Raw genomic sequence first — 13,429 nt, 5'->3', positions numbered from 1 at the left:
CAGGTACCGGGCCGCCCGCAGCACCACGAACAGCGTGTCGCCGTACCGCTCCAACTTCGGCCGCTGATGCGCCACGATCGCGTCCTCGACCGCCAGCTCGTGCAGGTCGAACCGCTCGGCCGCCTCCAGCAGCTGCGCCTCGGCGGGCCGGAACAGCCCGATCCAGGTCATCGTGCCGGGCCGGCCGGGCAGCTGGCGGTAGATGTCGGCCAGGCCGGCGGGCGGCTCGACCCGGCGGCCGTCGCGGTAGACCGCCGCCTCCACCACCGAGCGCTCCAGCGAGACGCGGCCCTCCTCCGGCTTCGGCTCCGGCCTGGGGTCCATCGAGTGCTCGGGCGCGTCGGCGGGATCCGTCGGCTGCGCGGGCCGGGAGAACGGACGCTTGCTCGCGCGCACCGCGCGCACACGCCAGTCGGACATGGCAGGAACCTCCACAGGTCAGTGTCCGCCGCACCACCCGGCGCCGCAGGGCGACGCGGGGAGCGGGACGGCGGACCACCGGAGGTGCACCCGGTGCCCGGCGGTGACGGCCGGGACCGCTCGGGTCAGAGCCAGTCGTTGCGCCGGAACGCCCGGAAGATGAAGACGCACACCGTGGCGACGACCAGCACCACCGCCGGGTAGCCGTACGTCCAGCGGAGTTCCGGCATGTGGTCGAAGTTCATGCCGTACACCCCGGCCGCCATGGTGGGCACCGCCGCCAGCGCCGCCCAGGCACTGATCCTGCGCATGTCGGTGTTCTGCTGCAGCGACAGGCGGCCGATGCTCGCCGCCAGGATGCCGCCCACCAGCTCGTCGAAGGCGGCGATCCGCTCCTTGGCCTGCGCGTGGTGGTCGGCGACGTCCCGCAGGTACGCGACGATCCCGGCCGGCACCTGCGGCAGCGTGCCCTCGCACAGGCGCTGCAGCGGCACGCCCAGCGGCACCACCGCCCGCTTGAACTCCAGCAGCTCGCGCTTGAGCTGGTAGATCCGGCCGGCGTCGTCGGTGCGCTCGGGCGAGAACACCGCGGACTCCAGCTCCTCCACGTCCCGCTCGAAGGCGTCGGCCACCTCCAGGTACTGGTCGACCACGTGGTCCGCCACCGCGTGCAGGACCGCGGCCGGACCGAGCGCCAGCAGCTCGGGCGCGGCCTCCAGGTCCCGCCGCACCCCGGTCAGCGACTGCGCGCTGCCGTGCCGCACCACGATCGCGAAGCCCGGACCGGCGAACACCATGATCTCGCCGGTGTCCACGATCTCGCTGGTCGCCGTCACCTTGTCGTGGTCGACGTAGGTGATCGTCTTGAGCACCAGGAACAGCGTGTCGCCGTACCGCTCCAGCTTCGGCCGCTGGTGGGCGCGCACCGCGTCCTCGGTGGCCAGCGGATGCAGGTCGAACGCCGCCGCGATCTCGGCGAACTGCTCCGCCGTCGGCTGGTACAGGCCGATCCAGACGAACCGCCCCGGCGCCTCGTCTATCCGCCGCAGCACCTCGGACGGCGCCACCTCGCCCGGCAGCCGCCGCCCGTTCTCGTACAGCGCGCAGTCCACAACCGCTCGCGCACCCATCACCCACCGCCTTCCGGACACCGCCGACGGAACGCGGCGACGAGCTGCCGCCGGCGAGAACCAGCCACCGACGGCCAGCCAACCTACCCGCTGCCGTCCGGCCGGCACACCACCGGAGCCGGGCGGGGGCGGGCCCGGAACTCCCGGGGCCCGTGCCCGGCGGGTGCTGCGTCCTCGATGCTTCGGGCCGGCGCCGCCGCCCCGCCGGGGGTCAGCCCCGGAAGAGGTTGTGGCCGACGTCCGAGGGCACCTCGTCCTGGTAGCCCGTGCTGTCCGGGCCGGGCACGTGCTCGCCGGGGACCGGCTCGGTGCCCTCCCGGTGCAGCAGCACGACGCCGTCCTCGGACCAGACCGAGCGGTAGCCGTGCGCCAGCAGCAGCGCGATCCGGTCCGCCTGCTCGCGGTCCGTCTTGAACGGGAACGCGCGCTTGTCGGAGCGGATCAGCACGTACTCGCGCCCGCGCGGGGTGCCGTCCACCAGCACCACGTCGGTGCGGGCGGTCAGCCGGGGGGCGGCCTGGTTGTCGGCCTCGACCGAGGCCCCGTCCGGGATCCGCTCGGCGCCCCGGATCAGCGCGGCCTCGCTCGGCTTCGGCTGCCAGTAGGCGGGGACGAACAGGTTGGCCGCCCCGAGCGGCAGCGCGGCGGCGATCGTCACGGCGGCGGCCGCCGCGCCGAGGCGCCGGGTGCGCACGGCCCCGTGCCGGCGGCCCAGCACCTCCAGCGCCGCGACCAGCAGGATCGGCCAGAGGAACGCGTCGTAGTGCCGGGCGATCGACCAGTGGTTCGGATTGCTGGAGAGCACCCGCTCCGCCAGCAGCGGGAGGGCGCAGAGCACCGTCGCCGAGCGCAGCGGGAGAAGGAACAGGGTGCCGAAGATCCAGAGCAGCAGCAGCGGCTTCAGCGGGGCGTCGAAGGCGGCCGAGACGAGCAGGGTCGGGTCGGCGAGCACGCCGGAGGCGGCGTCGCCGGCGTCCGTGCCCAGCGAGCCGTAGTTCCAGTAGTACCCGGGCACACCGCCCATCGCCGGTACCAGCCAGACGATCGCCACCACCGAGGCGAGCGGCCCGCCGAGCAGGAAGCCGGTGCCCCAGCGGGCGGTCTGCCGGCGCCTCTCGCGGTCCTCGTCCCGGCGGGCCCGCAGCAGCAGCACCAGCCCGTACGCGCCGACCGCCAGCCCGAGGTCCTCCTTGGTGCAGCAGAGCAGCAGGCCCGCCAGCGCCGCCGTGCCGTAGCGGCGGGCCAGCCCGCGCTCCAGCATCAGCAGGGTGAGCGGGACGGCGAAGGCCACCTCGTGGAACCCGCCGCGCGAGGCCACCAGCAGCGGCCAGCCCAGCCCGTAGGCGAGCGCCGCGAGGTCGGCGGCACGGCGGGCGGTGCGCGGGTCGGCGTCCGCGAAGCAGCGGTCGGCGATCCGGCGGATCAGCGGCACCCCGGCGGCGAACAGCAGGGCCTGGCCGACCAGGAGCGAACGCGGGTCGTCCCAGAGCCAGTACAGCGGCGCCAGCAGCGCGATCACGGGCGAGAAGTGGTCGCCGAGCAGGGAGAAGCCCGGCGGGAACTCGTGGTGGAAGCTCTTCAGCGTCGACACCGGCAGGCCGAAGTGCGCGTAGCCGCGCACGCCCTGGTCGAAGATGCCGAGGTCGAAGCCGCCCAGCTGGGCGGTGGTCCACTGCTGGGCACCGATCGCGAGGCAGACGGCGAAGCAGAGCAGGGTGAGGGCGGCGGTGCGGGCGCGGCGCGGGAAGCGCAGGGCCTCCGCCTTCCCGGGGGCGGTGCCACCCTTGGGCGCCGCGACGGCGCTCCGGGCGTCCTGACCGCCCTCGGTGTCCGGGTACGCCGTCACGTCGTGCCGGGACATGCCTGCTTCCTCCACTGTTCGGTTTGCTCCGGTGCCTGCGGTGCCCCCGATTCGTACGGACCCCGAACCGACACCGGCCGACCACACTAACGGACTGCCGATCCCCGGCCCCCGGTTCCCGGCCGGCCCGGGCCGGCGGTGGTGTCGGTACGCTCTACCGCAGGCCCTCGCAGACCGCGCGCACGCCCCGGCGGATCCCGGCAACCCCTTGTCGCCCCGCCGCCCCTGCGGGCCCGGACCGTCCGGGCGCCGCCCCACGGAGGAACACCCGCCCAGTGACCGAGCCCACGCCCGCCCCCATCAGCCTGCTGTCCGACTGCGGGAGCTGTTTCGGGCTGTGCTGCGTCGCGCTGCCGTTCGCGGCCGGCGCCGACTTCGCCGTCAACAAGCCGGCCGGTACCCCGTGCCGCAACCTGCAGAGCGACTTCGGCTGCGGCATCCACGCCAAGCTGCGCGACAGCGGATTCCCGGGCTGCACGGTGTACGACTGCTTCGGGGCCGGTCAGCGCGTCTCCCAGGTCACCTTCGGCGGCCGGAGCTGGCGCGAGGCGCCCGAGGACACCCGGCGGATGGCCGACGTGTTCCCGGTGGTGCGGCAGCTGCACGAGCTGCTCTGGTACCTCACCGAGGCGCTCACCTACGAGCCCGCCCGCCCGGTCCACGCCGAGCTGCGCCGGGCCCTGGCGGAGACCGACCGGCTCGCGGCCGGCACCCCGGCGGAGATCCTGGCGGTGGACGTGCCCGCGCACCGCCAGCAGGTGAGCGAGCTGCTGCTGAAGGCGAGCGAGCTGGTCCGGGCCGCCGTGCCGCGCCGCAAGGAGCACCGGGGCGCCGACCTGTTCGGGGCCCGCCTGCGCGGCGCCGACCTGCGGGGCGCCAACCTGCGCGGTGCGCTGCTCGTCGCGGCCGACCTGGCCGGCGCCGACCTGCGGATGGCCGACCTGATCGGCGCCGACCTCCGGGACGCCGACCTGGCCGGCGCCGACCTCACCGACGCGCTCTTCCTCACCCAGGCCCAGCTCAACGCGGCCCGCGGCGATGCCGCCAGCAAGCTGCCCCCCGGCCTCACCCGCCCCGGCCACTGGGCCACCACGGCGCCCGCGGGCACCGCGCCGGCGCCCGCCGACCGCCGTGGCCCGCGCAAGCCGAACCCCGGCCGCTCGGGCCGCTCCGGCGGCACGGCCGGCCGCCCGCGCCGCCGCTGACGGCCGCGGGGCTTCCGCGCGCAGGACGTCGGCTGGGCCGACTTCCTGCGCGCGGTTGGTCGCCGCGCTCACCGTGGGCGCTTCTGCAGCTTCCTGTGCCGCCGCGGCAGCACAGGAAGTCGAGTGGGCCGACTTCCTGTGCGCGGGGCCGGACTTCTTCGCTGCGCCCGTGGGCGGATTCCGTTCCATCGGCCGCGATGATCCGGGGTCGGGTGCGGTGAGTTGCGTACCGCGTTGGCCAGCGTTGCGTTCCGGGGGTGGAGGAACGTTTCGCCTTGGCCGGGGTGCGAGGGGTTCTGTTCGCCCCTGCGCGGGAAGTCGGGCCGGCCGACTTCCCGCGCAGGGTGGTCAGGCCAGGATGTGCAGGTCTGCCGGTGGGCGGTGGCGGAGCAGGGTGCAGGTGGTGCCGGCGAGGAGGGTGAGGGCTACGGCGGCGAGGGCGTACGGGGATCCTGCGGGGTGGAGCGGCCAGGCCCAGGGCTCGGGCCGGCCGTCGGGGTGCCAGCCGGCGGCCGAGCAGAGCAGCGGGACGGCGGCGAGCACGGCGGCGGCCGGGCGATGGCCGATCAGCGGGTGGAGCAGCAGCGCCGAACCGAGGTAGCCGGCGGTGTTGCGGGCGAGGACGAGGGCGAGATCGCCCTGCCCGGCCGCGTGGGCGAGCGCGCCCGCCGCCGCCCCCGCCGTCGCGACGGCCAGGGCGAGCCCGGCGTCCAGCCCGCGCAGGAAGCGCCCGGCGACGGCCTCCGTCCGCAGGTCGCCCCGGCCGAGCCCGTGCAGCAGGAACACCGCAGGGAGCAGCGTGATGACGTGCGCCACCAGGAAGTGCCCGGCGTGCCCGCGCAGTGCGGGCACCGGCAGTTCGCCGTCGCCGACCAGCAGGCCCAGCGCGAACGTCCCGGCCAGGGCGGCGACGACGGCGGGTACCGCGCGTGCCTTGCACCACCAGATCACCGGGCACCGCCCGGGGGCAGCGCGGGGGCCGGGGTGGCGCAGTGGCGCAGGGCCTCGGTCGTCGCCAGGTACCAGGTGAGTTGGGTTTCCCGGGGGAGTCGCAGCACCTGCTCGGCGAGCCGGGCGTCCTGCGAACCGAACCGCCCTCGGGCGTCCGCCGCCGTCCCGTCCGGGGTCGACTCGTCCGGGGTCGCCTTGGCCGTGAGCCAGGCGGTCACCGGTCCGGCCGCCGCGCCCGCCGGGTAGGGGGCGCCGGCCCGGGCGCAGTCCGGGGTGCGGGGGAGCAGTCCGCGGACCACGCCTGGGGCCACGTCCTGCGCGCGGGCCGTGGTGGGGATGCCCAGCTTGGACTCGCCCGGCCCGGGCCGGGCCGCCATGGTGAGCGCCGCCGGTACCGGGACGCCGTGCCCGGCCAGGGTGGTGACGACCCGTCGGGCCTCGTCGCGGACCAGACCCGCCCGGGCGCCGCCCAGCTCCGGCCAGAGGCAGACCCTCGGCCGGCCGTGGTCGCAGACCAGCGCGGCGGCGGGCCGGTCGAGCACCGGCTCCGGGCCGAGACCCCGGGCCAGGTGGGCGGCGAGGGTCACCCCGCCGGCCGTCACCGCCAGGGCGACGGCGAGCGCGGCGGGCGCGCCCCGGTACCGGATCAGCAGGACGGCTGCCGCGCACACCGCTCCGGAGAACGCCAGGGAGCTCAGGACGGCCTTCTGGTCCAGGACCTGGTCCACGGCGCAGCAGTCGGAGAGTCCGCCGCCGACCAGGTGCCGCAGCCAGTAGGCGTCGAACGAGGCCGGGTAGGCGTTCAGGACGAAGCCGCTGACCAGGGCCAGCGGTACCGCGACCACCGGTGCCAGGACGCGTCCGACGATCGAGCCGACCAGGGTGTTGGCGAGCAGCAGCCCGGCCCAGACGGCGAGGACGCCCGGCTGCGGTGCGCCGGTCACCGTGCCGCCGGCCAGTGCGGTGGTGCCGAGGGCCGCGAGCATGCCGAGCCCGCCCATCACCGCCACCGGCAGCAGGACGGGCGCGGTGATCGCCAGTGGTGACCGGACCGGAGCGCGGTCGAAGACCCGGCCCCGGTGCAGCCGGCCGCCCTCCCAGGCACCGGCGGCCGCGCAGGCGGCGCAGACGAACGGCAGCGCCAGGCTCGCGTGTCCGGCGGCGGAGAGGCCGTAGGCGGGGGTGACCCAGGCGGTGAGGTCGTCCCCGAGGGCGACCAGGACGAATCCGACCAGGAACGGCAGCGCGCGCAGGCCGGCGGAGGTGCGGAGGACGGTGCGCAGCAGCACGTCAGGCCTCCCGCTCGACCAGGCGCGTGTAGGCGGCCTCGGCGCCCTTGCCCGTGCCCGCGTCCTTGCCCGTGCCCGCGTCCGTGCCCGTGTTCGCGCCCGGGGCGGTGGCCAGGGCGTGGAACTCCTCGATGCCGCCCTGGAAGCGGACTCGGCCCTGGTCGAGGACCACCACGTGCCGGTAGATCGCGGCGAGGTCCTCGGTCTGATGAGTGGAGACGATCACGCTCACCTCGCCGGCCAGGTCCTCCACGAGGGTGCGGAACATGCCGCGCTGCGCCGGGTCGAGCCCGGCGGTCGGCTCGTCCATCAGGATCAGTTCGCTGCGGTGGGCCAGGCAGCCGGCGATGCCCAGCCGGCGCAGTTGCCCGCCGGAGAGCCGGTGGCTGCGGCGGTCGGCGAGCGGGGCCAGGCCGACCCGTTCCAGCGCACCGGCCGACGCCCGCCAGGCGTCCGCGCGCGACATGCCCTTCAACCACCCGCAGTACGCGACCTGTTCGCGCACGCTGAGCCCCGGCACCGGGGTGACCTGTTGGGGCAGCCAGGCCACCGCCCGCCGGTACGCGGCCCGGTCGCCGTGCCCGGTCGGGGTGCGCCCGCGCCAGGACACCGAGCCCTGTCGCGGGGCGAGTTGGGAGGCGGCGAGCGCCATCAGGGTGGACTTCCCGGCGCCGTTGGGGCCGAGCAGGACGGTGGCCGGGTTGTCGATCCGCAGGGCGAAGCCGGCGAAGAGCCCGGCCTTCCGGGTGTACCGGAAGTCGATGCGGTGGAATTCAAGGGTCATGGCGGGGTCGACGCATTTCGCTCGGTGGGCGCGGGGGCGATGCGGTGGGAGGGGCGGTGCCGTGGGAGGGGCGGTGCCGTGGGAGGGGCGGTGCGGTGGGAGGGGTGGTGCCGGCGGCGGGGGGTTTCCGCCGGCACCACGGGGAGGGTGGACAACGGGCCCGGTACGGGCCGGGTTCAGTACTGGGCGCTCACCGAGTCGACCCAGAGCTTGCCGCCGGAGCGCACGCCCTCCAGGGCGAAGTAGTACTCGCCGGAGCTCTGGTCGCCCCAGGTGGAGGTGTCACACCGGTTCAGGCGGTAGCCGTAGGACTTGTCGGGGCCGAAGATGTCCTTGTAGAGCTGGAGATCGGCGTTCTTGAAGTCGTTGGTGTCGGTGGTGCAGCCCTTGAACGACACCGTCGTCACGGCGTCGTCCCGGTCGTTGTCCGCCCACCGGCGGGACTCCGAACCGGGCCCCCAGTTGCCGATGTGGGACGTCCAGGAGCCCTCCGCGAGGGCCGGCGTCGCCCCCGCGAATCCGAGCAGTGCGGCGGCCACCAGAATGCCGCGCACGAGCGTGCGGTGCTTTGCGTGCATATCCCGTCCGATCTTTTCGGTGACGCCGCAGGGGCGTCATGCAGGCAAAAAGAAACGAGCGGAGGTTCGACTGCCATCGGCCTTGATCACCCGATCGGACGAGCCGCCGCGGGAACGACCTTAGCGTGCACGAACAGCTGCCCAGAACTATTATTTCCGGCCATTCGGAGGGTCGGGGCGGTGGGGCCGGGACTTGGCAAGTCGGTGATGAGAAGTGGTGGAAGATTTGTTCTGCCGAACGGAATTCGGCCCAGCCCCTTCGGGAATGTCCACCGATGATCGATGAGCTATTCAGCTCTGATTTTGTGGGATTGTCACTCCGGTGAGGGGCTGGCCGATTCCCGTCGCTGATCGGCTAGCCGGCGAGCAGTCGCGCGCGCAGCGAGCCGATCAGTTCCTCGTCGATGCCGAGTGTGCCGGTGGCATAGGCACGCACCGAGCCGTGCGCGGCGGTGAGGTCGGCGAGCACGTGCCGGATCACGTCCTCCGGCGCGCGCCCGTACCCGGGCCACCGCAGCGTGCGCCCGGGGTTGGCGGCGTGCCAGTCGGCGACGAAGTGCGGGGTCGCCAGCTCGGTGAGTGCGAAGTCGGCCGCGATGTCGTCCTCGGGGACGTCGAGCAGGGTGAGGACCAGGGCCGCGATCAGCCCGGTGCGGTCCTTGCCGGAGGCGCAGTGGAAGACCAGTGGCCGGTCCGCCGTCGCGACGAGTTCGAGCACCTGGCGGATCTCCGCCACCCCGTCCTCGGCCACCTCCGCGAACCGGTCGGCGAGGTAGCGCCAGGGGTCGACGTCGGGGTCGATCTCCGCCTGGTCGTACGGCCGGTGCTCGATCGAGAGGTTGTGGTACGCCACGCCGTCGATCTCGGGTATCCGCCCCTTGGCCGCGATCTCCCAGGGGTAGCGGAGGTCGATCACGGTGCCGATGCCGAGCTCCCGGAACCGTTCGAGGTCGGCGGGGGAGGAGAGCTTGCCGAGCGAGTCGGACCGGTAGAGCCGGTGCCACCGGACCGACTGTCCGTCAGATGCCGGGTATCCACCCAGGTCACGGAAGTTGTGCAGGGCGTCGAAGGTGATGTGCCGTGTCATGAACGCACCCTACCGAGCGCCGGAGGGCGTACGAAGATCCCCTCCCCGGCCGGCCGGGGAGGGGACCTTCGTACGTGCCGGTTCAACAGCCGGACGCCGCCGGGAACGCGGCGACGCGCCAGCGCGGCGACGGTCAGGCCAGGAAGCGCTCGACGGCCTCGCGGGCACGGGCATTCGAGGCCGCAGCGTCGGCCAGGGACCGGGCCAGGGCATCGATCCACTCGTCCAGGCCCACGTGGCGCCGCGAGAGCACGACGCCCCGCACCTCGTGGCAGACCTCCCCGGCCACCCGGCCCCGATCCACCCGTAGCGAGAGCCGACGCTCCCCGAGCGTGACGTCCAGTTCGGTGACCGAACCTTCGCGCCCGGCCACCCGTTCCGTGACGGAGCGCCTGCGCTTCACCCGCACGGCGCCGGGCGGCAGCGAGTCCGCCAGGTTCGCCGACAGCACGTTGGCGTAGAGGTTGAGGTCGGCGCTGTCCCGGCGCAGCGCCGCGGCCAGCAGACTCACTTCCGTCTCAGGCATCGAGGCTCAGCACCATGGTCGGTCGGTCGATGACGTGGTCGTCGCGAAGCGGGCGCACCGCCGTCCCGATGGCGAAGAACTCGGTGGTGTGCGACCCCCAGGTGTGCGAGTGCTGTCGCAGCTGGACCGCCACGATCCCCTCGGCCTCCAGGGCCCTCCCCTCCGCCTGCATGCGGCTCATCGCCAGCTCGCGTGCATCGTAGAGAGCCTGGGTGAACGGCTCGATCTCGACGTTGCGGCCCGTGTTGCTCAGGGCTTGGGCGAAGCCCTGGTGCGCCATGTGGTAGACACACGACCCCATGACCATGTCCAGCGGTGCGTATCCGGCCCGGATCAAGGTCCAGAAGTCCTGACCGGACAGGTCCGAAGTGAACGGCTTGCCCTTGTTGTTGAGCCAGGTTCCGCCTGCTCCCGGGTCCGCGCCGTCCGCCTTCACCGCCGTGCCGACCGCGATGAACTCGGCGATGTCCGAGCCGAACTCCTTGAACTCGATGTCCAGCCGCACCCCCACGATCCCGTCCGCCCCCAGGGCGCTCGCCTCCGCCTCCATCCGGCTCATCGCCAGCTCGCGCGCGTGGTACATGGCCTGGGACAGCTTGGTCAGCTCCTGGTTCTTCGACCACCGGCCGAGCTGGATGCCGACGTGGTAGACCGAGGAGCCGAGGACGAGGCCGAGCGGGCGGAAGCCGGCCTCGCGCACCAGCAGGAACTCGTTCACCGTCAGGTCGGAGGTGAAGAGCGAACCCTTCTCCCCCGGCCGGAGCTGCGCGAGCCGCCGCATCGCATCCTCGGGCACGCCCTCCGCAGCCGGCCGTGCGGCTTCCCCGGCCGGTCCGTTCCCCGTTCGCTCGGTCATGTCAGCGCTCGCGCTCCAGTCTCATGATGGTCAGTGGTCCGGGCCCGGAGGGCTGCTCCGAGCGGCCGAAACGGGCGATGCAGGTGCCGACGAGGACCGCCTCCGCGCTGAGGTCGCGCGAGTACCCGAGCCCGGGGCACTCGCTCTCACTCACCGTCAACTCCACCTCGTCCACCACCACCCCGTCGCCGCCGTGCGTCGCCGCGTCGAGGGCCAGCTGGTTCCGGGCATCGTGGCGGACGTGGCTGATCAGCTGGGTGTAGCCGTCGACCTCCTGGTTCCCGGCGGTCCACCGGGTCCGGCGGGAGGTGCGCCAGTCGTCGTGCCGGGTCGCGAGGGCGATGCCGAAAGCGAGTCCGGTGGGAACCCATCCGGTGTGGATGAGCTTGGCGAAGTCCTGGCCGCCCAGGTGCGACGTGAAGGGCAGGCGCGGCCGGACGCGCGAGCGGGCCCGGACGGCGGTGCCCGACGCGGTGAACTCCAGGCCTCCCGCCGGGAACTCGTCGACCCGTAGCCCCACCCCGACGATCCCGTCGCCGCCGAGCGCGCGGCACTCGGCGACCGCACGGCCCAGCGCCAGCCTGCGCGCCGCGTAGAGCGTCCTCACCAACGGCGCGAAGGACGAGTCCCATGCCGAGGACGGCGCCTTCCTGCCGCCTTCGGTCGACCAGGCGCCGGGGCAGCCCCAGACGCCCGTGTACCCGATGGTGAAGACGGCCGTGCCGAGTACCTGCCCGACCGGATCGAACCCGGCACCCTTGACCGCCGCGAACTCCTCGGACGACAGCGCCGAGTCCCAGGTGTTGCCGGCCCGGTGCTCTGCCGTCCCGTCGGCAGCGGCTCCCGGCGGACCGGCGTCTCGTCGGTGTGTCATCGACTCTGTGCCATCGACCTCTCGGCTCACCGCGCGGATCGCGTCATTGTTCGGCAGCTTATGTGATCGGATGGCGCAGCGAACGGTGATCAGGGACTCAGTGACTCTTCCCCCTCCTCACCTTCGGGTATGAGTCGCCGTCAGGCACCGGCTGGCGGGGACGGCGAGGACGGGGCCGTCGGGGTCCTTGGGTCGCGGACCAGGCGGCCGGGCGCGAGGTCGGCCACCTCGACGCAGGTGCCGCCGTTGCTGCCGCCCTTCGCATCGCGGATTCTCCGCAGTGCGGCGCCGAACACCGCCCCCGCGCTCGACCGCGGATTCGGGTGGCCTCCGGCTCGTCGGAGAGCTTTCCTCGTCCTGGGGACAGGAGTTGAGCGGGCGCGAGCTCACCGCCGAACCGCTCCGGGCGCAGCCCGACCCGCCGCCGGGCCCCACCGCCTAAAGTCCTCTTCATGGACGAACGAATCGAGTACGCGCGACGTCTTTGCAACCAGGCGGTGTTCGGGGGCGAGACGGATGTCCTGCCCGTCGCCGACCGCGAGTTGGACGCGGCCGAGGCCGACCTCACGTTGATTCGCGGCCGTGTCCTGCACGCCCGCTTCCTGCAGCAGCGGACTTCGGACGACCGCGAGTTGGAGCTGTTCCAGCACGCGGCGCACCTCTACCGGAGCCTCGGTGACGGGCGCGGCGAGGCCGAGGCCCAGTTCTGGATCGGCACCTATCACCAGGTCGTCCAGGGCGACGACGCCGCCGCGCTGCCCGCCCTCCAGCGCTCCCGGGAGCTGGCGATCACCGCCGGCGACCACCTCACGCTCTCCTACGCCCTGCGCCACCTCGGCATCGCCGAGCACAAGGCGGGCCGGCTGCCGGCCGCCCGTGCGCTGCTGGAGGAGTCGACCCGGCTGCGTCGCGAACTCGCCTTCCCCGAGGGCGTGGCCGCCAATCTGGTCGGCCTCGCGTACATCGCCGTGGCCGAGGCCCGCCCCGACGACGCGCGCGCCCTGCTCGACGAGGCCGCCGACCTCGCCGCCGGTGCCGGGGCGAAGGCCGTCGTGGACTCGGTCGACGAGGCGCGGGCCGCTCTCTGAGCGGAGCGGACGGCCCGCCCCCGGTGGGCGGCGGGCCGAGGCGCGTGCCGCCCACCCGCCGGTCCGGACGGGGTGTCGGGCGGCTGGCTCCCGCGGGGGAGGGGGATCCTCCGTGCGGACGACCCCCCGTCGCCGCCGCGCTGCCACGGTGGAGCCATGTCGATCATGCGTTGTTCGAGTGCCCCGGTGAGCCCCGTTCCGCCCCGGGCGCACGGTCTCCGGCCGGGCACGCGGTGGGGATTCGCCGTGGCGGCGTGGGGGCTCCTGTTCGCGGTTCCCAGCTTCGTCTGGGCGACGGGCGGCACCTTCGGCGCCCGGTCGACGGTGGCGCCGTCGCTGGTGGAGCTCGCCCGCGACGGCGTGCCGTGGTTTCTGGCCGTCCTGTGGGTGACCGGTCTCCTCAAGGTCTTCGGTGCCCTGATCGGCATCGGCCTGACGCGGCTGCGGGGCCCGCGGATCAGCCGCTTCCTGGTGTTCTGCGGTGGCGGCGCAACGGTTCTGCTGGTCTGGCACGGTGGCCTCTTCGTCCTCCACGGCGTGCTCGTGGAGGCCGGGGCCGTCGTGGTCGAGCCCGATCTGGCCGGGCTGACCCGCTGGTACCTCTACCTGTGGGGGCCGTGGTTCGTCGTCGGCGGCCTGGCGTTCGCCGCCGCCACCACGCGCTACCTCCGTCGTCATGACGACCGGCGCGGGCTGCGGCTCCACGGCGCCGTCGGTGCGCTCGGCGCTCTGCTGCTGTCATCGGTGTCGACGGTCACCGGGGTCGGCTGAGGGCCGCCG

General features: G+C 73.9%; 14 protein-coding genes. 3 read left to right on the top strand and 11 right to left on the bottom strand.

Annotation, left to right across the window (positions count from 1 at the left end):
• From ACWDRR_RS28600 to ACWDRR_RS28590, 3 genes are all read right to left on the bottom strand, one after another.
• A partial coding sequence (locus ACWDRR_RS28600; RefSeq protein ID WP_449775128.1) for a CorA family divalent cation transporter occupies positions 1-420 on the bottom strand: 420 nt, incomplete at its 3' end.
• Positions 421-545: 125 nt separating this feature from the next.
• Positions 546-1,550, bottom strand: a complete 1,005-nt coding sequence (locus ACWDRR_RS28595) for a magnesium and cobalt transport protein CorA (protein WP_449775127.1) — start codon at positions 1,548-1,550, stop codon at positions 546-548.
• Between the two features lie 211 nt (positions 1,551-1,761).
• The gene (locus ACWDRR_RS28590; protein WP_449775126.1) at positions 1,762-3,411 is read right to left on the bottom strand and encodes a DUF2079 domain-containing protein; all 1,650 of its coding nucleotides are present in this window, start codon (positions 3,409-3,411) and stop codon (positions 1,762-1,764) included.
• A 275-nt stretch (positions 3,412-3,686) separates the two neighbouring features.
• Here ACWDRR_RS28590 and ACWDRR_RS28585 point away from each other — a divergent pair, with 275 nt between their 5' ends.
• Positions 3,687-4,616: a pentapeptide repeat-containing protein gene (locus tag ACWDRR_RS28585; RefSeq protein WP_449775125.1), complete on the top strand. Its 930-nt coding sequence runs from the start codon at positions 3,687-3,689 to the stop codon at positions 4,614-4,616.
• Between the two features lie 348 nt (positions 4,617-4,964).
• Here the strand turns inward: ACWDRR_RS28585 and ACWDRR_RS28580 are convergent, their stop codons facing one another.
• The 8 genes from ACWDRR_RS28580 to ACWDRR_RS28545 all read right to left on the bottom strand — a co-directional run bounded on the left by ACWDRR_RS28580 (position 4,965) and on the right by ACWDRR_RS28545 (position 11,561).
• Positions 4,965-5,567, bottom strand: a complete 603-nt coding sequence (locus ACWDRR_RS28580; protein WP_449775124.1) for a hypothetical protein — start codon at positions 5,565-5,567, stop codon at positions 4,965-4,967.
• Complete coding sequence (locus ACWDRR_RS28575) at positions 5,564-6,856, bottom strand: DUF7224 domain-containing protein (protein ID WP_449775123.1); 1,293 nt, start codon at positions 6,854-6,856, stop codon at positions 5,564-5,566. The genes ACWDRR_RS28580 and ACWDRR_RS28575 overlap by 4 nt, the downstream gene beginning before the upstream one ends.
• A gap of 1 nt (position 6,857) precedes the next feature.
• Positions 6,858-7,640, bottom strand: coding sequence for an ATP-binding cassette domain-containing protein (locus tag ACWDRR_RS28570; protein ID WP_449775122.1), 783 nt, complete (start codon positions 7,638-7,640; stop codon positions 6,858-6,860).
• A gap of 176 nt (positions 7,641-7,816) precedes the next feature.
• Complete coding sequence (locus ACWDRR_RS28565) at positions 7,817-8,218, bottom strand: hypothetical protein (RefSeq protein WP_449775121.1); 402 nt, start codon at positions 8,216-8,218, stop codon at positions 7,817-7,819.
• A gap of 355 nt (positions 8,219-8,573) precedes the next feature.
• On the bottom strand, positions 8,574-9,305 hold the full coding sequence (locus ACWDRR_RS28560) for a tyrosine-protein phosphatase (RefSeq protein WP_449775120.1): 732 nt from the start codon (positions 9,303-9,305) through the stop codon (positions 8,574-8,576).
• 133 nt (positions 9,306-9,438) lie between these two features.
• Positions 9,439-9,831, bottom strand: coding sequence for a hypothetical protein (locus tag ACWDRR_RS28555; protein WP_449775119.1), 393 nt, complete (start codon positions 9,829-9,831; stop codon positions 9,439-9,441).
• A complete protein-coding gene (locus tag ACWDRR_RS28550) occupies positions 9,824-10,687 on the bottom strand; it encodes a heavy metal-binding domain-containing protein (RefSeq protein WP_449775118.1) in 864 nt (287 codons plus the stop codon). The genes ACWDRR_RS28555 and ACWDRR_RS28550 overlap by 8 nt, the downstream gene beginning before the upstream one ends.
• A gap of 1 nt (position 10,688) precedes the next feature.
• Positions 10,689-11,561 (bottom strand): heavy metal-binding domain-containing protein, encoded by an 873-nt coding sequence (locus ACWDRR_RS28545; protein ID WP_449775117.1) that lies wholly within the window; start codon positions 11,559-11,561, stop codon positions 10,689-10,691.
• A 452-nt stretch (positions 11,562-12,013) separates the two neighbouring features.
• Between ACWDRR_RS28545 and ACWDRR_RS28540 the strand changes: the two genes are divergently transcribed.
• The gene (locus ACWDRR_RS28540) at positions 12,014-12,649 is read left to right on the top strand and encodes a tetratricopeptide repeat protein (RefSeq protein WP_449775116.1); all 636 of its coding nucleotides are present in this window, start codon (positions 12,014-12,016) and stop codon (positions 12,647-12,649) included.
• Positions 12,650-12,895: 246 nt separating this feature from the next.
• On the top strand, positions 12,896-13,420 hold the full coding sequence (locus tag ACWDRR_RS28535; protein ID WP_449775115.1) for a DUF3995 domain-containing protein: 525 nt from the start codon (positions 12,896-12,898) through the stop codon (positions 13,418-13,420).
• Positions 13,421-13,429: the final 9 nt, after the last annotated feature.

The sequence above is a fragment of the Kitasatospora sp. NPDC003701 genome, assembly GCF_053587085.1.
The sequence above is the reverse complement of the archived record's forward strand: the minus strand, read 5'-3'. Positions and strand labels throughout refer to the sequence as shown.